Origin of the sequence: Stenotrophomonas sp. GD03794, assembly GCF_029842145.1 — a bacterium.
GTDB lineage: Bacteria > Pseudomonadota > Gammaproteobacteria > Xanthomonadales > Xanthomonadaceae > Stenotrophomonas > Stenotrophomonas riyadhensis.
The window spans coordinates 1-20,281 of record NZ_JAOCFV010000074.1 but is presented as its reverse complement, the minus strand read 5'-3'; the positions used below and the strand labels follow the sequence as shown (position 1 = coordinate 20,281).

16 protein-coding genes are annotated in these 20,281 nt (G+C 66.2%); 4 read left to right on the top strand and 12 right to left on the bottom strand.

All coding sequences use genetic code 11. The features are described 5' to 3' along the window. The 3 genes from N5D91_RS22655 to N5D91_RS22645 form a co-directional block, all read right to left on the bottom strand. The coding region (locus tag N5D91_RS22655) for an I78 family peptidase inhibitor (RefSeq protein ID WP_279922750.1) at positions 1-292 on the bottom strand (292 nt) is incomplete at its 3' end. 66 nt (positions 293-358) lie between these two features. Then, positions 359-1,381, bottom strand: coding sequence for a ribonuclease H-like domain-containing protein (locus N5D91_RS22650; RefSeq protein WP_180855281.1), 1,023 nt, complete (start codon positions 1,379-1,381; stop codon positions 359-361). Next, the gene (locus tag N5D91_RS22645) at positions 1,378-3,867 is read right to left on the bottom strand and encodes a DEAD/DEAH box helicase (RefSeq protein ID WP_180855279.1); all 2,490 of its coding nucleotides are present in this window, start codon (positions 3,865-3,867) and stop codon (positions 1,378-1,380) included. The genes N5D91_RS22650 and N5D91_RS22645 overlap by 4 nt, the downstream gene beginning before the upstream one ends. Positions 3,868-4,079: 212 nt before the next feature. On the opposite strand from N5D91_RS22645, the gene N5D91_RS22640 reads away from it, so the two are divergent. The 4 genes from N5D91_RS22640 to N5D91_RS22625 all read left to right on the top strand — a co-directional run bounded on the left by N5D91_RS22640 (position 4,080) and on the right by N5D91_RS22625 (position 7,591). After that, positions 4,080-4,598 carry a hypothetical protein gene (locus N5D91_RS22640; RefSeq protein WP_164162290.1) on the top strand — a complete coding sequence of 173 codons (519 nt, stop codon included), beginning with the start codon at positions 4,080-4,082 and terminating at the stop codon, positions 4,596-4,598. Between the two features lie 40 nt (positions 4,599-4,638). Beyond that, positions 4,639-5,313: a hypothetical protein gene (locus N5D91_RS22635; protein WP_180855277.1), complete on the top strand. Its 675-nt coding sequence runs from the start codon at positions 4,639-4,641 to the stop codon at positions 5,311-5,313. Between the two features lie 318 nt (positions 5,314-5,631). Further along, a complete protein-coding gene (locus N5D91_RS22630; RefSeq protein ID WP_180855276.1) occupies positions 5,632-6,903 on the top strand; it encodes an ATP-binding protein in 1,272 nt (423 codons plus the stop codon). Then, a complete protein-coding gene (locus tag N5D91_RS22625) occupies positions 6,881-7,591 on the top strand; it encodes a hypothetical protein (protein ID WP_180855286.1) in 711 nt (236 codons plus the stop codon). Before N5D91_RS22630 ends, N5D91_RS22625 begins: the two co-directional genes overlap by 23 nt. A 10-nt stretch (positions 7,592-7,601) precedes the next feature. Here N5D91_RS22625 and N5D91_RS22620 read toward each other — a convergent pair whose 3' ends face one another. From N5D91_RS22620 to N5D91_RS22580, 9 genes are read right to left on the bottom strand one after another with little or no spacing between them, the layout of a single operon-like run. Beyond that, on the bottom strand, positions 7,602-9,410 hold the full coding sequence (locus N5D91_RS22620; RefSeq protein WP_180855274.1) for a hypothetical protein: 1,809 nt from the start codon (positions 9,408-9,410) through the stop codon (positions 7,602-7,604). Then, positions 9,407-11,587: a hypothetical protein gene (locus N5D91_RS22615; RefSeq protein ID WP_180855272.1), complete on the bottom strand. Its 2,181-nt coding sequence runs from the start codon at positions 11,585-11,587 to the stop codon at positions 9,407-9,409. The genes N5D91_RS22620 and N5D91_RS22615 overlap by 4 nt, the downstream gene beginning before the upstream one ends. Then, positions 11,584-12,705, bottom strand: coding sequence for a BatA domain-containing protein (locus N5D91_RS22610; RefSeq protein WP_180855270.1), 1,122 nt, complete (start codon positions 12,703-12,705; stop codon positions 11,584-11,586). Before N5D91_RS22610 ends, N5D91_RS22615 begins: the two co-directional genes overlap by 4 nt. Further along, positions 12,702-13,598, bottom strand: a complete 897-nt coding sequence (locus tag N5D91_RS22605; protein ID WP_180855269.1) for a DUF58 domain-containing protein — start codon at positions 13,596-13,598, stop codon at positions 12,702-12,704. Before N5D91_RS22605 ends, N5D91_RS22610 begins: the two co-directional genes overlap by 4 nt. Positions 13,599-13,605: 7 nt before the next feature. Further along, positions 13,606-14,589 carry a MoxR family ATPase gene (locus N5D91_RS22600; protein ID WP_164090252.1) on the bottom strand — a complete coding sequence of 328 codons (984 nt, stop codon included), beginning with the start codon at positions 14,587-14,589 and terminating at the stop codon, positions 13,606-13,608. 16 nt (positions 14,590-14,605) lie between these two features. Continuing rightward, positions 14,606-15,313, bottom strand: coding sequence for a DUF4159 domain-containing protein (locus N5D91_RS22595; protein ID WP_049398588.1), 708 nt, complete (start codon positions 15,311-15,313; stop codon positions 14,606-14,608). Further along, positions 15,313-16,647 (bottom strand): TldD/PmbA family protein, encoded by a 1,335-nt coding sequence (locus N5D91_RS22590; protein ID WP_019336350.1) that lies wholly within the window; start codon positions 16,645-16,647, stop codon positions 15,313-15,315. Before N5D91_RS22590 ends, N5D91_RS22595 begins: the two co-directional genes overlap by 1 nt. A 21-nt stretch (positions 16,648-16,668) precedes the next feature. After that, on the bottom strand, positions 16,669-18,303 hold the full coding sequence (locus N5D91_RS22585; protein WP_180855267.1) for a TldD/PmbA family protein: 1,635 nt from the start codon (positions 18,301-18,303) through the stop codon (positions 16,669-16,671). A gap of 30 nt (positions 18,304-18,333) precedes the next feature. Continuing rightward, positions 18,334-19,965: a TldD/PmbA family protein gene (locus tag N5D91_RS22580; protein ID WP_180855265.1), complete on the bottom strand. Its 1,632-nt coding sequence runs from the start codon at positions 19,963-19,965 to the stop codon at positions 18,334-18,336. Positions 19,966-20,281: the final 316 nt, after the last annotated feature.

The following is a 20,281-nucleotide window of genomic DNA, read 5'->3' as shown; positions in this document are numbered from 1 at the left end:
TGCGGTTCTGCGCATCCACCTGCACGGTCACGCGGTCCTGGCGGAAGTCCATGGTCACCGCCATGCCGGGTTTGACCACCCGTGCACCGCGCGCGCCGCTGTCAGCCACCAGTTTCTTGATCGTGGCTTCGTCGGCGGTCTTGCCGGTGAAGGCGTCCAGCGCCTCCGGCCTGCATTCGTGCACGGCATCGGCCACGGGTGCTGGCGCGGGATCGTGAGAGGTGCTGCTGCCAGCGTGACTGCAGGCGGCCAAGGGCAGGATGGCGAGCAGGGCCAGGGGATTGAGGCGCATCGTCGGGCTCCAGGCGTGGATGGTGGCGGCAGTGTCACCGCTGCCACCGTCAGGCCGCGTCAACGCTTACTGTCCAACCAATGCCAGCGTCTCGCGCTCGCGTTGCTCCTCGCGTACCAACCGTTGCAGCAGCAGGGCCAGGGTCACTACGTCCTGGTGGTTGTGGTCGGCTACCCGGCGCAGGTTCACCGCGTCGCTGCCGCGCAGGAAACGCAGCCATGCGCCCGGCGCTTCAGAACCGGGCAGGTCGTCTTCGCGCACCACGCGCAGCAGCTGGCGTTCGATGGTGGACAGCTTGCAGTTCTCCCACGTGCCGCGATAGCGGCGGCGGGTCGGATAGAGCAGGTCGACGTGATCCAGCGCGCTGATCGGGCAACGCTGGCGGGCCAGCCGGTAGCGCGCCTTCAGCAGCGGCGCATCGTAGCTGCGGCCGTTGTAGCTGCAGAACACGGTGGACGGCTGCAGCCAGCGGGCGAAGGTGGCCAGCATCGCGTCCTCGGCGGCCATCGTCGCCATCAGCAGCTGGCGGATGCGCAGGCCTTCGCCGCGTTGCGGGCACACATGCCAGTCGGCGGCCCCGATCATGAAGGCGCGGGTGCCGGTGCCGCCGGCCAGGCCCGTGGTCTCGGTATCGAAGAACAGCAGGTCGCGCGGGGATACGTGTTCGCCTTCGCGGCGGGCGAAATCCAGCGACAGCGGCTGTGCCGGAATGGGCTGCGGCTGCAGCGATTCGATCAGGAACAGGCCCGGTGCGATTTCCTCACCAGGAAGCTGGCGATCCTGCGCGCTGGCGCGTGCCGGCGCGGCTCCACCCCGCGAACGCAGGCCGAGCAGGCGATGCAGGCTGCCCACTTCCGGCCGACGCAGCGGTGCGGCGGCTGTCACGGGCGCAGCAGCGCCGGTCGGCTTGTGGCGGATCTCCTGCTCGACCCAGGCGAACACCGAACGTTCGGCCGGTGGTTGCCGCGCATCGTTGGCGGCCACCGGTGCCGCAGGTGCCGCGGGAACATCCGGTGCCGACGGTGTAGCCGCTTTCGGGTCGCCGGCCTGCTTCCGCAGCAGGCGCAGCTTGTCCAGGCTCAGGCTCACGGGGCCAGCAGCTCCATCGGGTCGCGCGCGGTCACCACCACGTCGGGTACGTGCTGGCAGGCCTCGGCATCGAACAGGTCCAGCACGCGCAGCGCCAGCGCACGCGGCGAGGTCTCATCCTCTTCCTGCGCGGCCAGCACCGGGCCGACACAGGCCGGGCAACCGGCCTTGCAGTCGCAGCGCTGCACCAGTTCGCGCGCGCGCTGCACCAGCTCGGCCTGGCGCTGCCACAGCGGTTCGCTGAGGCCGACGCCGCCGGGGAAGTTGTCGTACAGGTAGACGGTGGGCACGAACTCCTGCAGCAGTTCGACCGTGCCCGGGTCGCCATTGCTGCCGCGCAGCTGGCCACGGCCGCTCTGGTCGGCGATCGCGAACCAGGCACCATCGCCGTTGCCGACCGACTTCTGCAGGTCGCGCGCATCGGCCATCACCGCCACGGTGGCGACGATGTGCAGCGCATAGGCGGCGCCGAGGAAACCATCGAGCGCATCCTGCTTGCTGGCGAACGCGCGCAGCAACAGTGCCTGCGGCAGCTGCCACCACACCGCGGTGGTATGCAGTTCCTGGTCGGGCAGGTTCACCGGGCCGTAGCCGATGTTCTCGTGCGTGTAGTAGCGGATCTTCTTGTAGCCGGCCACGCGGCGCACCACGTGCACTTCGCCATGATGCGAATCACCACGGCCGGCCACGCCGCCGTCGAAGCGGTCCAGCACCTTGAGCTTTGTGAAGTCGATGCTGTCGGTGTAGTAATCCACATGCGTGCGGGTGACATAGGCCTTGCGGCCGTCCCAGTCGAGCGTCTCCACCTGGTACGGGGTGGACTGCACCATGTGGATGGCGCCCTCGTACAGGGTGAGCGCGGCGGCGGAGTAATCCACTTCGGCGATGATCTGCTGGCGGCCATCGCTGCGATCGACCACCACGAAGTTGCCATCGGCCACCGCACGCAGACTGACCGCGTTGGCCGGATAACTGTCGGCGATCCATTCCCAGCGTTCGCCCTCGCGGTGGATCACCTCGGTTTCGGCCAGCGCTTCCAGGAACACTTCCGGGTCGATCGGGCCGAAGCCATCGCCGACCCGGAACGGCAGCTCGAAGGCTGCGCAGCGGATGTGGTCGAACAGGATCAGCGGCTGGTCCGGCGCAATGCGTGCGTGTTCGGGCGAGGCCTCGGCGAAGAAATCCGGATGGCGCACCACGTACTGGTCCAGTGGTTGCGAGCTGGCCACCATCACCCCCAGCGCCGGCTGCTGGCGGCGGCCGGCGCGGCCGAAGCGCTGCCAGGTGGCGGCGACGCTGCCGGGGTAGCCGTTGAGGATCACCACGTCCAGGCTGCCGATATCCACGCCCAGTTCTAGCGCGGAGGTGCTGACGATGCCGTCGATGGTGCCGGCGCGCATCGCACGCTCGGTCTCGCGGCGCTCGGTGGGCAGGTAGCCACCCCGATACGCGCGGATGCGCGGCGGCTTGCGCGGGTCGTGGTCGAAGATGTCCTTCAGGTACTTGGTCAGCACCTCGACCATCAAGCGTGTCTGCGCGAACACCAGGGTCTTCAGCCCGGATTTGATCGCAATGCGTGCGATGCGGTTGCTCTGCGAGCGCGCCGAGGCGCGCAGGCCCAGGTCCGGATTGATCACCGGCGGGTTCCACAGCAGCACCTGCTTGGGGCCGCTGGGCGCGCCGGACTCGGTGATGGCGGTGACCGGTGCCTCGATCAGTGCCTCGGCATGCGCCTGCGGGTTGCCGATGGTGGCCGAGCACAGGATGAACTGCGGTTGCACGCCGTAGAACGCGCAGATGCGCTTGAGCCGGCGCAGCACGTTGGTGACGTGGCTGCCGAACACGCCGCGGTAGGTATGCACCTCGTCGATGACGATGTAGCGCAGGTTCTCGAAGAACTGCGCCCACTTGGTGTGATGCGGCAGGATCGCCTGGTGCAGCATGTCCGGGTTGGAGACCACGATGTCGCCGTGAAGGCGGATCGCCTGGCGTGCATCGCCGGGGGTATCGCCATCGAAGGTGAAGGCCTTCACCCCCAGATCGCCGGCGCGGTTGAGCTCCAGCAGCTCGGCCACCTGGTCCTGGGCCAGCGCCTTGGTCGGGAACAGGTACAGCGCCTTGGCCTTGTCCTGCATCGCCGCGCTGACCACCGGCAGGGTGTAGCACAGCGACTTGCCGCTGGCGGTGGGGGTGACGATGGCCACGTGCTCGCCGCGCTGGCTGGCCTCCCAGGCTTCGGCCTGGTGGCTGTAGAGCTGCTCGATGCCCCGCGCCTTCAGCGCGGCAGCCAGGGCCGGCGGAACCGAATCGGGAATGGGCGCATAGCGGCCTTCCCGGCCGGGAAGGGCAAAGCTGCCGGTAATGCGGTCCTGGTAGCGGCGCTGCAGGCGCGCGCTGAGCAGGGCGCCGTCACGGGCGGGCAGGCCATCGCGGGTGGCGAGCTTCTGCTCGGCATCGGCGGTGCGCTTGGCGAGTTCGTAAGCCATGGAAGATGGAGCCGGGACGTTTTACGAGGGGTCACATGGCACCACAAAGACGTCTCAGGATGTGAGACACGATCATGGGATGGAGTGAACCGTTCAGTGCGCTCAGGCCATGGCATCAAAGCATCTCCCCTGGCTGAACAGCCACCGACGCAGCAACGAAATCTGAAGCCTGCATCCGTATCCTTGGGTGCTGGACGCAACCAACAGGGTGGATGGCTGTGGCACGACGTGGAACGCAGGGAGCAGTCCTGGCCGGCATGCTGCTGGCTGGCATCGCGCAGGCACAGCAGTCCACGCCGGTCGTGGTGCCCGACCCGGCGCCCGAGCCTCCTGCAGATGCGCCGGCGGCAACCACCACGCCGGTTTCCACCGCACTGCCGCAGGACAACGTCACCACTCTCGGCGAAGTGCGTGCGCTCAAGCCTGAAGACGAGCCGCTGGACCTGTACCGCTTCAAGAACCCGGTGAAGTTCGGCGACAACCGTTTCAGCCGTGACTGGAGCGAACCGCCGTCGCCGGAGCAGGTCAGCATGAGTGGCGGCTACATCATGATGGGTGTGGTCAAGGGGGTCATGGCGGCCGCCAAGGGCGTGAACAAGCTCACGGGTGGACCTTCGCAGATCCAGGCCGCCGTGGCGCGGCCACCGCCGGAACTCAGTGCGGAGCAGCAGCGGCGCGCGCTGCTGTTCTCCCAGGAACAGAATGCTGGCGACGCGCCGCCGGTGAAGTAGGCCGGTATATTCTGCCGGCTCCCCCACCGCTAGTGCCGCCATGTTCCTGCGTTCGATCTGCCTGATGGCGGCATTGCTGCCGGCGTCCGCCTTCGCGGATGGCATCGCCGGTGATGGCGCCTGCCGCAATGGCGCGTTTCCCTCTGAACAGAGCCGGTTCGCCCTGGCGCGGGTGGTCGATGCGCCCCGTCTGTACCTGCTTGGCGACATGGACGGCTGCCCGGCGAAGGGCGAACCGGCCTGCCGACAGCGTAGCTATGTGGTCAATGGCGATACCGTGGTGACCGGGCGTGATCTTGGCCGCTACCGCTGCGCGTTCTTCCCGAACAAGGTGGGCGGCAGTGCTGGCTGGGTGGACCGCAGCAAGCTGCAGGCGTTGCCGGTGGTCGTGCCGTCGCTACAGGATTGGGCGGGCAACTGGAAGGACCGCGACAACGGCCTGCGCATCACCGTGCAGAGCGGGCAACTGCATGTGGAGGGTGACGCCTACTGGCCCTCCGCCAACCCCACGCCGGAGCAGCGTCCCTACGGGCCGAACATGGGCCAGGTGGAAGCGCGCGCGCCGCCGCGTGGTGCCGATGTCGAGTTTGTAGAGGACACCTGCAAGGTGCGCGTGCATTCGCTGGGGGAGGTGCTGATCGTGGCCGACAACAGCGAATGCGGTGGCATGAACGTGCGCTTCAACGGTGTGTACCGACGCGTTGGTACACGCTAAACGGCGCACCCCATCGATTCACGTCATCGAGCGCCAATCAACGTTGTGCTAGGTAGCCGAGTATGGCAGCGGGGATGAAAGGAGTGTCGACCTCTGGCCGACCCCAGTAAGAGAGCACGTCGGCTAGTTGGTCAGGATTTGTAGGTATAAGCGGTTGGCGCACGCAGCTTCCTCAGGGAGGGGCGGCCTAGCGATGAGAAGATATGAAATGATCAGTTGACTTGCCGCTCAGTTTCCCGACCATGTCACTATGTAGCTTGGAATGAGCGCGCCGGTGGTGGGGGAAGCTGCTGGTGCATCGAAAAATAAGGCGTCAGTATGATTAAGAGTTTCAAGATTGACAATTTCAAAGCTCTCAATGATTTCCAGATTCCGGCTGGAGTCGGGGAAAAGTTGGGTCACCTCGTTTGCTTGGTTGGATTGAATGGGGCGGGGAAAAGTACCGTGCTTCAGGCGATTGATTTTGTCTCTCAACTAGTGGTTGGTGACTTGTCAAAGTGGCTATCCAGCCGTGGCTGGAAGAGGGCCGACTTGACAAGTCGGCCAGGCAAGAAAAGAAATATAAACATAGAGATCGAGTTTAGGGTCGCGAAGTACACTCTAGAGTGGAAGGCGGTTTACAACTCGCAGCTTGGAAGGTGTACTCGAGAAGATCTTCGATTCTTGCCCGATGATGCTAGTTCCAAGGTGTTTCCTACGGGAGAGGTTGGTTATTCCCATGATGGTGGAGCGTTTAAGGTTAGCTCTGGATACAGAAGAGATCTGCTGACCGATTTCGAGGGGTCTTTATTCAATCGCCTGAAAGTTCACGGGCTTGAAATATCGAAAGAAGAAAAGATGGCTATATACCTCTTTCGGCTTTGTTTCGAAGGTGTAAAGTCACTGGAGCTTCTTAGTCCGAGCGCAATGCGCCGCCCATCTAAAAAGGCTGTTGACGTTGGGTCGGGTGGCGAGGATCTTGCGGCTTTCGTCCACGGTCTGGCAAAGTCGGAAGCGGCATCCCTAAATGAAGCTGTTGCGGAGATATACCCGCATGTGAAGGCGATTCGTGCGCGAAATGCTCAATATGGATGGAAAAGGATTCATGTCGAGGAAGAATACTTCGGAAATTCCGAAGTTGACTCGCGACATATCAACGACGGCCTTCTAAGAGTGGCAGCTATAGTCGCTCAGACTGTAGCCGAGAGCGCCGTTCTTCGGAAGCTGGACGCATCTGACGACGCAAGTCTCGTGAATCCAGATCAGAAGGGCTATGACGTACTTTTGCTCGATGAGCTTGAAAATGGAATTAATCCAGAGGTTATAAGAAGTCTGGTGGGATATTTGCATGGCGTGCGGCAGCAAGTGGTTTTTACTACTCATAGTCCGATGCTTCTTAACTATCTTGAAGATAATGTTGCGAATGAATCGGTTTTTCTTGTTTTTAGGAAGCGAGATGGGTCATCTGGAGTGTCGCGTTTTTATTCCATTCCTTCGGTAAAAAGTCGACTGGAAGTGATGGGTGCTGGAGAGGCATTCGCGGACGTGAGTCTGGGGGACATTAGCAAGGAAGCAGAAGGAATGTGTCGTGATTCTAATTCTGTCGGGTGAGGGTGGAACTGATCTGGGAGGGGAGTCGGAATTCGGAATGCGACCTGGACCGATGGCTCATTTGGTCGATCAGTTAATTGAAGATTTAATTAATTATTCTCCAGTTCAGTGTCAGTCCGTAAAATGGTATAGCAGGTCTCAGCTTGGCGCTCGTGCAAAAGCAACTAGTGTTCCCCGAATAACACTGCCCGGATTCAAAAGAGCGCAGGGTTATGTCGGTCACTTTAAGCAAGCTCAAGCTCTTGGGATCCTCGCGCGGGAGACTGAGCAAAGAGAAGGTGCACCTAGTCTCGCTGTTATGTTTCGAGATTCGGATGGGACCAATTCTAGCCCAGCAAGCCATTGGGAGAATTTGGTCAACGCAATTGATTCAGGGTTTAAGGCTGCCGACTATTTGTACGGCGTTGCTATGGTTCCAAAGCCTAAGCAGGAGAGCTGGCTTCTATGCGCCCTGAAGGATGATCCCTATGTCGGGTGCCAGCCTCTGGAAGATGAGTCGGGCAATGACGATGCGCCGAGGGCGCTAAAGGCAATGCTACGAGATGTTGTCGGATTTGAACCCTCCGTGGACGAAATGTGCGAGTGGATTACTACGAGAAGGTTTGACTCGTCACGAGTGCAAATGGCAAGTTTTGAACGCTTCAAAGAGAGTCTTACGCAGGCGATCAGGGCGTTGCAGGCGCGTTGACGCGTTAGGCTCAGCGCCGCCGTTCCAGCCACCACAGCAGCGATGCGCACAGCACGAACGCCAGCCACCACGGCCAGCGCGATCCTGGCACGGGTTGCATCACCAATGCGTTCGCCGGCGTGCTGGAGACCAACGCCTGAGTCGTCGCATCGATCATTGCCTGCCGATGCAGCACGGTCGCGGCTCTTGGGTCGAACACATAGCGCCAGACGATGCTGTCGCCATGCTGCAGGCGCTGCCAGCCTGCGTCACGTGGCCACCAGCCGGCGCAGCGCAGGGTCGAGGTCGCGCCATCGACGACCAGCGGTACTCCGTCGCCACCTTCGTTGAAGACCTGCAGCGGCGCCTGCACGCCGCACAGCGTCTGCCGTTCGCCTGCCCAGCTGATCGGCTGCGGTGACCACAGCGCATCAGCGCTGCCCTGTGCACGCGCCAGCGTGGCCACCACGCTGCTCCACAGTTCGCCGTGGCGGTCGTCGCGCCCGGCCAGCACCCAGCGCCAGCTGTCGGTCATCGGCAGCAGGCCGATGCGGCCCTTGCCAGCCGCGCGCCAGCCGCCGATGGCGTTGCCAGCACGATCCTGCAGCAGCGCGCTGCTGCCCGGCACCTGCAGCGCCAGGGCTTCCAGCGCGGGCAGGGTGGCACTGTGCGAACGGCGGTCGGCCTCCTCACCGTAGCCGGTCGGCAACGTGCCGGCGGCGAGCGGGCCGCGTCGTGCGGCGAGGATCGTGCTTTCGCCATCGCCGGGAAGTTCAAGGAGGTGGCTGCTGCCATCGCCCAGCACTGGCAGGCCCAGATCGCGCAGTCGCTGGCGCGCGCTGGCCGAAGGTGCGCCTGCACTGCGCACCAGCACGCCGAGTCCCTCGCGCAGCGCCTGGCGCACGGTAGCCAGCTGGCCTGCACTCAACGCTGCCAGGCTGCGTTCGTCCAGCAGCAGCAGGTCGCTGCGTGCCAGTGTTGCAGCATCGAGCGAAACCGCGCCATCACCCACGCTGAGCCCAGCGCCGGTATCGGCCTGCACCTGCACGCGGATGCCGGCATCGGCGGCCCAGCGGCGCAGGTACTTCAACTCCGGGCCCGGCGCACTGGCACGCACCAGCAGCCGTATGGGGGCGGCCGGCAGGGTCTGCTGCGGCACCGGCGCGCTGTCCACCACATGGCCTTCGACATCGAGCAGGCGCAGCTGGAACACGCTGCGGCCTTCGGCGCGGGCGATGCCGCTGAGCTGTACGCGGCCATCTTCGGCAACCGCCGTGCGATCAACCACGCTGCCCGCCGGGTCGAGCAGTTCGGCTTTCGCCTTTGCAGCACCACGCGCCTGTGCGTGCACGTCGAAACGAGCACCGGGTGCGGCATCGGCAGGGGGTTGCAGGACGATCCAGCCGCGCGGCTCCGGTGCGGCCTGCCAACGTACATCCGGTGGCAGCACCGCGTCGCGGTCGCGCGCGACCAGGCCCGCACCGACCAGGGTCAGCGTGGACGCCGGATGCTTGCGCAGCGCGGTGGCCAGGTCGGGAACGCGCTGTGCGCCGGGCACATCGGCAGCTTCCGGCAACAGCAACAGCGGGCCTTCGCTGGCCGGGAGTGCGCCGGCCTTGCCGGCGTCGATTCCCAGCACGACCAGGCCGCCTGCGGGTTGCTGGCGGGCGGGCGGCACCAGGCAGAAATACAGCAGCGCGGCGACGATGATCTGCAGTGCGATCACGATCCACCGGCGGCCGGGGTGCGCGGTGTCTCCACGCAGCTGGCGCACGCTGGCGATGACCACGATCAGGGCGAGGGCCAGCGCAATCCACAGGTTCACAGCGGAGGCGTTCATGGCTGCGCCTCCAGCGCGTCGAGGTAGCGCTGGCCCATCGCATCGGCGGCACTGCGCCGCATCGCCTGCGGCAGCGGACGCTGCAGCGCCCGCCACAACTGTGCGCGCAGGCGCTGGCGACAGTCGTGGCAACCGGGCTCGATGCGCAGCTGCTCGATGGCCGCAGCCAGATCGAGTGCATCGGGCAGGTAGGCGGCGTTGCGCTGCTGCCAGGCCGCGAGCGCATCCAGATCCGGCGCGCCGGTGTCATCGCCGAGACGCTGCCAGGCTTCGACGATGGCCGGATCGGGCGGGGTGCGGGCGGCCAGCGGCAGTTCACGACTGGCCAGCCCGGCGCGATCGCCACCGAGGCGGCGGCCTTCATCGATCGGTGGCAGCTCCGGTCCGACACGGGCCAGATAGATGCGCTCGGCCTGCTGCACCTGCTTGATGAAGCCCAATGCCTTGTAGGCGAAGGGCAACGCCTGCTCCGGTCGGCCCTGGCGCAGCTCGCCTTCGGCCGACCACATCTGGTCCAGCGCGGCCTTCAGCGTGGCGCGGGTCTGCGGGTCAAGCAGGGTGGCCGCCTCGGCATGGTCATGGGTGTGGCCGTATTCGGAGAGCACATCGGTGGCGCTGCCGAACACCGGTGGCGTATCGGCATTGGACGCCTTGCCGCCGTGATCGTGGCCATGCTCATTGTGCGCCCCGGCCTCGGCACCATGGTCGTGATCGTGATCGTGATCGTGATCTTCGTTGTGGCTGTCTGCAGCCGGTGCATCGCTGGTGGGCAGGTCGCTGGTCGGCGGTGGCTTCGGCGCACCTTCGCTTTCCTCGCCCAGGAACTGGCCATAGCGCAGGCGCAGGATGCGCTGGTCGACACCGATCGCATCGCTGCGCTTCACGAAGTCTTCCGCAGCCAGACCGCGACGCTGCCGGATCAAGGCTTCAGCATCGATGATGATCTGCCGCTGGCTGCGGAAGTACGCAGGCAGGGTCTTCTTGATGCGGCCTTCCAGCTCCGCACCGAGCGCGACCTCGGCGCTGGGCAGGCGCAGGATCACGCTGCTGCTGCGCCCGGTCTGCGGCGTGGGTGTGTGGTTGTCGCGCACTTCCAGCTGGGCGATCACATCGTTGCCCGGCTGCGCGCCCAATGCAGCCAGATCCAGCGTATGCGCGAAGCGCCGTGCGGTCGGCTCGCCATTGCCGGTGAGGCTGACGCTGCGGCGGACGAAGGTGATGTTCTCACCGCTGCCCTGGGTGGTGGTGATCGACAGCGTTGCCTGCGCGGCCACGCCGTAATCGTCGCTGGCCTCGAAGCGAAGTGCCCACTGCCGTTGCCCGGGCGTGCCCAGTACCAGGCTGGCCGCGGGCTCCAGCACGCGCACGCTGGGTGCGCGGTCAGCCACTACATCCAGCCGATGCAGGCGGGTCTCTGCCAGTGCCGGTTCGCTCACCACGCGGTACAGCACCGGCGTGCGTGCCACATCCTGCGCCTGCCACTGGCCATCGTGCTCGCTCAGTGGCAACCGGCGACCATCGTGGAACTGCAGCCATGCCTTGTCCGGTGCGCGGTCGAAGCGCAGGGACCAGGACAGCCGGCTGTCGGCGGCGACCTTGGCGTCCAAGGCATTCTGGGTGAGCATGGCCTGGCCGGTATAGGCCGGCGCGTCGATGCGAAGGCGGGTGGACTGCAGGTGCAGCGGGCCCGCGGCGGCGGTGCTGCCAGGCGCCGACGTGCGGGCAGGCGCGGAACCGGGATTCGAACGTGGCCAGCCGAGTGCCAGCACAACGATGGCCAGGCCAGCGATCCAGCACAGCGCCAACGCCCCACGCGGCCAGCGCGGACGCAGTTCCGGCATCGCACGTTCCAGCGTGGCCAGCACATGCGCGCGCTGGCGCTGCTGCAGCGGATTGAGGGTGAGCGTATCGGCAAACAGCAGATCGGCACTGTCCTCGCTGGCGCCGCTGCCATCGAGCTGGCGCTGCAGCCACTGGCGGTCCAGCCGGCGGGCGCGTGCAGTGGCGAGGGCCGCGCAGGCGAGCAGGCCGATCGTGCCGACCACGCAGGCGATGTCGAAGCCCGCCAGGCGCAGCGCCAGCACCGTTGCGGCCAGCGCCCACGGCAGGCCCAGCAGCAGGGTGACGAGCGCATGGCGGCGGCGCGCGCGTTGCCAGGCGTGCTGTAGGGTGTTCATGCGGGCCCCCTGCGTCGGCTACTGCTGGCCATCCAGCGTTCCAGCGCGAACAGCAGCACGATGGCCAGCAACAGCCAAGGCGTCGGCTCTCGCAGCGGCGGTGTTGCAGCAGGCAATGCGGTTCGGCGCGGTGCCTGGTCACGTGCATCGCCCAGGCGCGGAGCCGTGGGCGGCTGCAGCGCCAGCAGCAGGGCACGCGGCAACTGCGGATCGCGCAGCGCAGCGTTGCTGGCGGCATTCCAGTCACCCGGCAGCGCCAGCAGATAGCCGTGGCCGATGCGTTGCTGCCACAGCAGCGGTGCGCCTTGGGCGTCGCGCAGCAGGATGCTGGCGCTGGCAGCAGGCTTGCCGGCAGTCATGACACGACCGCCGTCGCGCAGCCACGCCTGCCAGTGTGCTGGCAGTGCATCGCTGCGGCTCCACACGCCGATTTCGCCGCGCTCGGGCACAGCATCCCCGGCCAAGGGCGAGGGCGGTGCCTGCACACCCCACGCGCGTTGCAGTGCGTTCAACCAGTGCTGGGCAGTGGCCGAAGCATCGCTGTGCACGCGTAGGCGCGGCGACGTCGCGGCACTCGGTTGCGCAGTGGCCGGCATCGGCTGCGTGTGCCATCGCACGTCGCGCGACAGCTGCAGGCGTGCGCCGTCCAGGCCGGGCAGGGGATCGGGAACGTGCACGGTCAATGCGGTGCCCGGGGGCAGTTGTGCATCCAGTTCGCGCAGCAGGCTGGGCAGGGAGGCCGTGGACGCAGGTGGCACTTGATCAATGGCCGGGAAACCGGGCGCCAGCCAATGCCAGTTGCCCGCTTCGGCGGTCCCGCGTAGTGCGGTCGCGTCCAGCCCTGGAGCAACGACCGTCCACGCAGCGGGGGCTGGCGCGGGCCCGGTCAATGCGGGTCGTGCCAGCAGCAAGGCGAGCGCGGCCAGCAACAGCAGGCGCACCAGCAGCAATGGCCAGTCATCGAAGCGGATGCGCTGGCGCGGCCGGATCTGTGCACGCAGCCAGCGCAGCGCGGCGAAATCCAGCGGTGTGTACGGATGGCGGCGGGCGAGGTGGATCAGCAGCGGCAGCAGCCATGCGGCGAGCGCAGCCAGGCCGAGCGGGAACAGCAGGTTCATCCGCCGCCCCCACGGGCAAACAGTGCCTGCAGCGGCTGGTCCAACGGTTGGTCGAGCCAGCCGGTGGCACTGGCGATGCCGCTGGCTTGCAGGCGCGACTGCAGCGCACTGCGTGCGTCGGCGAAGCGCTGCAGGTAGTCGGCGCGGATCGCCGCACCATCGCCCAGCAGTTCCTCGCCGGTCTCGGGGTCGCGGAAGCGATGGCCGGCGTCGAACGGGAAGTCGTGCTCGTCGGCGGTCAGGATCTGCAGCAGTGCCACTTCGCGGCGTGCGTTGGCCAGTTGCTCCAGCAGCGTGATGCCGGCCTCGTCGAAACCGTCGCCAACTGCCAACAGCAGGTCGCCCGGGCGTACGCGCTCCCACAGGGGACGCAGGCGATCGGCCGCAGGCCAGCCACCGCGTGCCTGCAGGGCATGCAGTTGCAGATGCACGCGGTCACGCTGGCGTGCGCCGTTCGCTGCGGGCACCAGCTGCAGGCCATCGCCATTGATCGCCAGCAGGCCGAAACGGTCGCCCTGCTGCAGGGCCAGCTCCACCACGCACGCGGCCACGCCGCGCATGTGGTCCAGGCGCGTGCGCTGCGGTGCCGCGCGATCGGCCTGGCCGGCGGAAGCAGTGGCATCGAGCAGCAGCCAGACCGTGATCGGGCTTTCGCGTTCGGATTCGCGCACGAAGAAACGATCCGAGCGGGCGTACAGCTTCCAGTCGATCTGGCGCAGTTCGTCGCCCGGCTCGTAGGCACGGTACTGGGCGAATTCGAGACCGGCACCGCGGCTGCGGCTGGCGTGCTGGCCGATGCCGCTTGCGCCGCTGGCCAGGCGCGGCCGCAACCGCAGCGTGCGCAGGCGCGCACGCAGTTCCGGTGGCAACGTCAGCGGGGCACCTGCGTTCACGCGTGGCTCAACCCGGGAACGGCACGGCCTGCAGCAGGGCGGCGACCACGTCGTCGGCACGCTTCTGCTCGGCCTCGGCGGCGAACGACAGCAGCAGGCGATGGCGCATCACCGGTGCGGCCAGTGCCTGAACATCCTCGCGGGTGGCGGCGAAGCGGCCCTGCAGCAATGCGCGTGCCTTCGCCGCCAGCACCAGCGACTGCCCGGCGCGCGGGCCGGCACCCCACTTCACCCACTGGTTGATCGCGGCCGGTGCGCCTTCGCCTGGGCGGCTGGCGCGCACCAGGCGGGTGATCCAGGCCAGCACATCCGGGCTGACATGCACCTGGCGTACTGCGGCCTGCAGGGCGATCACCGCTTCGGCATCCATCACCTTCGGCACCGCGTCGGTGGCGCCGCCGGTGGTCTGTTCCAGGATCTGCCGTTCCTCGTCTTCGCTGGGGTAATCCACCAGCACGTGCAGCAGGAAACGGTCCAGCTGTGCTTCCGGCAGCGGGTAGGTACCGGCCTGCTCGATCGGGTTCTGCGTCGCCAGCACGAAGAACGGTGCGGGCAATGCGTAGGTGGTGCCGGCGTAGCTGACCGTGCGCTCCTGCATCGCTTCCAGCAGCGCGGCCTGGGTCTTGGGCGGGGTACGGTTGAGTTCGTCGGCCAGCAGCAGGTGGGTGAAGATCGGGCCCTGCTGGAAGCGGAAATGGCGATGGCCGGTGCCGTGGTCTTCCTCCAGCAGCTCGGTACCGAGGATGTCGCTGGGCATCAGGTCGGGGGTGAACTGCACGCGCCGGAACTGCAGTTCCAGCGCCTGCCCGAGCGAGCGCACCAGCAGGGTCTTGCCCAGTCCCGGGGCGCCTTCCAGCAGGCAGTGGCCGCCGGCCAGCAGGCCGATCAGTAGCTGTTCGACCACGGTGTTCTGGCCCACCACTGCGCGTGCAAGCGCGGCGCGCAGATCATGCAGGCGCGGCAGCAGGGAATCGAGGTCGGGGGAGGTCATGGGCGTGCAGGTCCTATCAATTGTTCAACGCGTACATCACGATGTTGACGCCGAAGCGGGTGTTGTCTTCGGCCAGGAAGCGCTTGTTGCGCCAGTCGTAGTCCCACTCGCAGCCGTAGTCCTTGTTGCTGTAGAGCAGGCCCAGGCGGCCATCGACCTCGATGCCCTTCAGGTAGTCGTGCACCAGGTCGTCGCCCCAGCCGTTGAGTTCGAAGCTGGTGGCGGGCGGGCCATCGGGGAAGCGGAAGAAACTGCGGTACAGCGGATGGCTGTTGGGCAGCTTCTGCAGTGCCTTCGGACCGAACAGGCGACCCATCTGCGCCTCGAACGAGGTGGCGAACAGGCCGTCGATATCGTGGTTGCAGTCGTCGACGAAGACGAAGCCGCCATTGCGCACGTAGCGCACGAAGTTCTGCCGCTCGGCGGCGTTGAACTCCACCAAGGTGTGTCCGGCCAGGTAGCAGAACGGCGCTTCCAGCATGCGTGGGTCGGCCAGTGCGACAACATGCTCCTGCGGATCCACCCGCAATGAGGTGTAGTCGATCAGCGAGGTGATCAGGTTGGACGGCATGCGCGCGTCCACGTCCCAGTCGCCGGAGTCGTACTGCAGGCGGGTGAACCAGAAGTCGTAGCGCGAACTGCGCGGGCCTGACTGCGCCCAGGCTGGCAGCGCCGCCGCCGAAGCGGCAGCGGCCAACCAGCGCAGGCAGGCCCGGCGATCCATCAGACCGCGTCGGACAGCGAGGTGAAGGTGAAATCGCGCAGCTTCATCGGCGGGATCATCATCACGTAGCTGGATTCATCACCGGCCACGCGCACCGGCTTGCCCAGCTCTTCGATGTTGTTGAGCATGATCACCGGCGATTCGTTGAAGCGGAAGTTCTTCACCGGGTGCTTGATCTGGCCGTTCTCGATGTAGAAGGTGCCGTCACGGGTCAGGCCGGTCAGCAGCACTGTCTGCGGATCCACCATGCGGATGTACCAGGTACGAGTGACCAGGATGCCCTTCTGGGTGCCGCGCACCAGCTCGGCGGTGCTCTTGTCGCCACCACTCATCAGCAGGTTGCCCGGCGTTGCCTTGGCGGTCTTGCCCTGCTTCTGTGCCCAGAAGCGCGAGTAGTCCAGGTTGGCGATCTTGCCGTTCTCGATGATCGCCATGCGCTCGCGCGGCATGCCTTCGCCGTCCCACGGCAGCACCGGCGCGTCCGGATGCCACGGGTCGGCGATCATGGTCACGCGCGGGTCGTAGACCTGCTCGCCCAGCTTGTTGCCACCGCCCTTCTTCGACAGGAAGCTGCGGCCTTCATCGGCCGAGCGGGCACTGAAGAAGTTCATCATGAAGCTGATCAGGCCTGCCGCCGCGGCCGGCTCCAGGATCACCGTGTACTTGCCCGGTTCCAGCGCCTTGGCTTCGGCCGATTCGGTGGCCTTGCGCATGGCGATGCGGATGTCCTGGTCGGCCTTGAAGTCGGCGGCATCCTTCAGGTTGCGGCCGACCCAGCCCGAACCGCGGCCATCTTCGGTGCGCACGGTGCAGGTGTAATCGAAGTTGGTGGTGCGCTGGTAGGCGAAGTTGCCATTGCTGTTGGCGGTGGCCTGGAAGCCCTGGCCGTCCTCGAGGAAGCCGGCGGCGATCAGGCCGTGGCCACGGCACGGGGCGATCGAATCGGCGGCGACCTTGGCGCGGAACGCCGGATCGATCGCTGCGGTGGATTCGCTGAAGGTCGGGCTGGCGCGGTAGCTCTGCTTGCCGATGGCCGGCATGAACTCCGGGTTCTCCGGGGCCAGGCGGGCCAGGTCTTCGGCACGGCGCACCACGCGCTCCAGCGCGGCATCGTCGAACTCGTTGATCGATGCGGTACCGACGCGCTTGCCGAAGGCGACGGTGACCGCCAGCTCGGTGTTGTCGACGATGCCGCTGGTGGAGACGTTGTTCAGTGCGAAACGGATGTTGCCGCTGATCGCGCCGGCCAGCACGGCGGTGCACTCGTCGGCCTTGGACAGGGCGATGACCTTGTCGAGGATGGCCTTGGCCTGGGCTTCGGTGAAGATACTCATGGTGTAAGGGCTCCTGACCGGTCAGCCGAGGCTGCGTGCGGTGTTGATGACGTTGATGCCGTTGAAGCGCGCGGTGGACGAACCGTGCGAGACCGCCGAGACCTGGCCCGGCTGGCCCTTGCCGTCGAAGAACGAACCGCCCAGGCGGTAGTCGCGCTCGTCGGCCACGGCGGTGCAGGCATTCCAGAACTCCGGCGTGCGGATCTGGTAGGCCACGTCTTCCAGCATGCGGGTGATCTGGCCGTTCTTGATCTCGTAGAACAGCTGGCCGCCGAACTGCGCGTTGTAGCGCTGCTGGTCGATCGAGAACGAACCGTCACCGATGATGTAGATGCCGTTCTCCACGTCCTTGATCAGGTCCGGCACGCTCAGCGGCTTCCTGCCCGGTGCCATCGACACGTTGGCCATGCGCTGGAACTGCACGCTGGACCACGAGTCGGCATAGCAGCAGCCGTCGGACTCGGTCTTGCCGAGGATGTGGGCCTGGTCGCGGATGGTCTGGTAGTCCACCAGCTTGCCGTTGCTGATCAGGTCCCAGCGCTTGCACTTCACGCCTTCATCGTCGTATGCCACCGCGCCGAGGCTGCCCGGCTGCGTCTTGTCGGCGAAGATGTTGACCAGCTCGCTGCCGTACTGGAAATGCTGTTCGCGCTTGTCCAGGGTGGCGAAGCTGGTGCCGGCGTAGTTGGCTTCGTAGCCGAGCACGCGGTCCAGTTCCAGCGGGTGGCCGATCGATTCGTGGATGGTCAGCCAGGTGTGCGATGGGTCGAGCACCAGGTCGTACTTGCCCGGCTTCACCGACGGTGCCTTCAGCTTCTCCTGCGCCTGCTTGGCCGCGGCGATGGCGTCTTCCTTCATGTCGTAGGAAGAACTGTAGTTGACCACGCCATTGGGGCTGACCACCTTGCCGGCGGCGGCGCCATCCAGGTACTCGTAGCCCAGGCCCATCGGCGAGGACAGGCCCGAGCGGGTGCGGAACTTGCCGCTGGACTTGTCGATGGCGGTGACCGTCATCGGTGCCCAGATGCGGTGCACGTCCTGGTCGATGTAGGAACCATCGGTGGACGCGAAGTACTTCTGCTCGTTGACCAGGAACAGCATCGAATTGACGAAGCTGGCGCCGGCGCCCATCGCTGCGGCGTTGACGTCCAGCAGCAGGCCGACCTTGTCCTTGATCGGCACCTCCATTGCATTCTTGCGGATCGGCGTGCGCCAGCTCACCTCACCCACGCCCGGCGCTTTGGCCAGCTGTACGGGAGCGGTCTGCACGCCGGCATTGGCCTTGGCGATCGCCGCGGCCTGCTGCGCGGCCCTGGCCACGTCGGCGGTGCCCAGCGCATTGGTGGCGGCGAAGCCCCAGGCGCCATTGACGATCACGCGGATGCCCACGCCGGTGGACTCGGTATTCACCACGTTCTGCACCTTGTCCTCGCGGGTGATCACGAACTGGCGCAGGTAGCGGCCGATGCGCACGTCGCAGTAGGTGGCACCGGCGCTGCGTGCGGCCTGCAGGGCGGCGTCGGCCAGGCGCTTCTTCAGCGCCGGGTCGAGGCTGGACTGCAGCTGCTCGGCGGCGATCACCTTGCCGAAGAAGGAGGGCACGATCAGCCCGCCCGCGGTAAGCCCGGTCAGGGCCAGGAAGTCACGTCTTTGCAAGGCTGCTCTCCATGTCGAAGGATGGGTGGCTCAAGCGCCGAGACTGCGCGCGGTGTTGATGATGTTGATGCCGTTGAAGCGGGTGGTGGACGAACCGTGCGAGACCGCCGAGACCTGGCCGGGCTGGCCCTTGCCGTCGAAGAACGAACCGCCCAGGCGGAAGTCGCGTTCATCGCAGATGGCGGTGCAGGCATTCCAGAATTCCGGCGTGCGGATCTGGTAGGCCGCATCCTCGACCATGCCGGCGATCTTTCCGTCCTTGATCTGGTAGTACAGCTGGCCACCGAACTGCGCGTTGTAGCGCTGCTGGTCGATCGAATACGAACCGCGGCCGTGGATGTAGATGCCGTTCTCCACGTCCTTGATCATGTCCTCGACGCTGAGCGGCTGCTTGCCCGGCGCCAGTGAGACATTGGCCATGCGCTGGAACTGCACGCTGGACCAGGAATCGGCGTAACTGCAGCCATGCGATGCATCGCGGCCGAGGATATGGGCCTCATCGCGGGTGGCCTGGTAGTCGACCAGGATGCCGTCGCGCACCAGGTCCCAGCGCTGGGTCTTCACGCCTTCGTCGTCGTAGCCCACCGCACCGAGGCTGCCCGGCTGGGTCTTGTCGGCGAAGAAGGTGACGATGTCGCTGCCCCAGCGGAAGCCGGCATCGCGCTTGTCCAGCGTGGCGAAGCTGGTGCCGGCGTAGTTGGCCTCGTAGCCGAGCACGCGGTCCAGCTCCAGCGGGTGGCCGACGTTCTCGTGGATGGTCAGGAACAGGTTGGACGGGTCCAGCACCAGGTCGTACTTGCCGGGCTTCACCGACGGCGCCTTCAGTTTCTCGCGCGCGTGGCGGGCGGCGGCAATGGCGTCCTCGACCGGGTCGTAGGAATCGCGGTAGGCAGTAATGCCACCGGGCAGGTGCACCTTGCCGCGCGCATCGCCATCGAGGAACTCATAGCCCATGCCCATCGGCGAGGACAGCCCTGCACGGGTGCGGAACCTGCCGCTGGCCTTGTCGATGGCGGTGGCAGTGAACGGCAGCCAGATGCGGTGGATGTCCTGGTCGATGAACGAGCCGTCGCTGGACGCGAAGTACTTCTGTTCATTGACCAGGAACAGGGTGGAATTGATGTAGTCGGCACCCGCATTCAGCGCGGCGGCGTTGAGCGCCAGCAGCAGCTCGACCTTGTCCTGGATCGGCACCGCCATCGCGTTCCTGCGGACCGGGGTCTGCCAGCGCACCTCACCCACCGAGGGCGTCGGCGCCAGCTGCACCGGCCGGGTCTGGATGCCGGCGTTGGCGCGGGCGATGGCCGCCGCCTGTTCGACCGCAGCACGCACGGCGGCCTCGGTCTGCTGGTGGGTGGCAGCGAAGCCCCAGGCCCCGTTGACGATCACCCGGACGCCGACACCGGACGATTCGCGGTTGGTCACATTGCCGACCTGGTGCTCGCGGGTGATGACCGACTGGTTGAGGTAGCGGCCGATGCGCACATCGCAGTAGCTGGCCTTGGCCGTGCGTGCGGCGGCGAGCGCCACGTCCGCCAGGCGCCTGCGCTGGAGGGTGTCGACCGGGGCGAGCAGCTGCTCGGCGGCGATGGCACGGGAATGCGGCAGCAGCAGGCCCGCCAGGCCCAGACCGGAAAAAGCCAGGAACTCACGTCGTTGCACAGCGTTTCTCTCTCTCGCTTGCGTGCGGCCGGCAACGGGCCGAGCCGATCACGTCAACCACTCGACTTTCGCCAGCGCGGCGCGTCCGGGCAAGTGACTGCAGTCATGGTTGGGTGGGTTTCGGCAGGGCTTGCAGCCCTGCACCTGCAGAGGCCAAAGCAACAGCAACAGCAACAGCGGGCATTCCGTGGGTTGGCGGGGCGGTGTGGGTGGGCAGGACACGCCGTAAACCCCGCTCCGCGGTCCGGCCCAGCCGCTGGCGGCTGGGCGTTCGGGCGCTTGCGAAGCACTGCTTCGCAAGCAAAGCGCCCTCACC

Coding starts and splice junctions, on each gene's coding strand:
- N5D91_RS22630 (WP_180855276.1), top strand. CDS start 5,632: ATGATTAAGAGTTTCAAGATTGACAATTTCAAAGCTCTCAATGATTTC.
- N5D91_RS22620 (WP_180855274.1), bottom strand. CDS start 9,410: ATGAACGCCTCCGCTGTGAACCTGTGGATTGCGCTGGCCCTCGCCCTG.
- N5D91_RS22645 (WP_180855279.1), bottom strand. CDS start 3,867: ATGGCTTACGAACTCGCCAAGCGCACCGCCGATGCCGAGCAGAAGCTC.
- N5D91_RS22640 (WP_164162290.1), top strand. CDS start 4,080: ATGGCTGTGGCACGACGTGGAACGCAGGGAGCAGTCCTGGCCGGCATG.
- N5D91_RS22595 (WP_049398588.1), bottom strand. CDS start 15,313: ATGGATCGCCGGGCCTGCCTGCGCTGGTTGGCCGCTGCCGCTTCGGCG.
- N5D91_RS22600 (WP_164090252.1), bottom strand. CDS start 14,589: ATGACCTCCCCCGACCTCGATTCCCTGCTGCCGCGCCTGCATGATCTG.
- N5D91_RS22590 (WP_019336350.1), bottom strand. CDS start 16,647: ATGAGTATCTTCACCGAAGCCCAGGCCAAGGCCATCCTCGACAAGGTC.
- N5D91_RS22610 (WP_180855270.1), bottom strand. CDS start 12,705: ATGAACCTGCTGTTCCCGCTCGGCCTGGCTGCGCTCGCCGCATGGCTG.
- N5D91_RS22615 (WP_180855272.1), bottom strand. CDS start 11,587: ATGAACACCCTACAGCACGCCTGGCAACGCGCGCGCCGCCGCCATGCG.
- N5D91_RS22635 (WP_180855277.1), top strand. CDS start 4,639: ATGTTCCTGCGTTCGATCTGCCTGATGGCGGCATTGCTGCCGGCGTCC.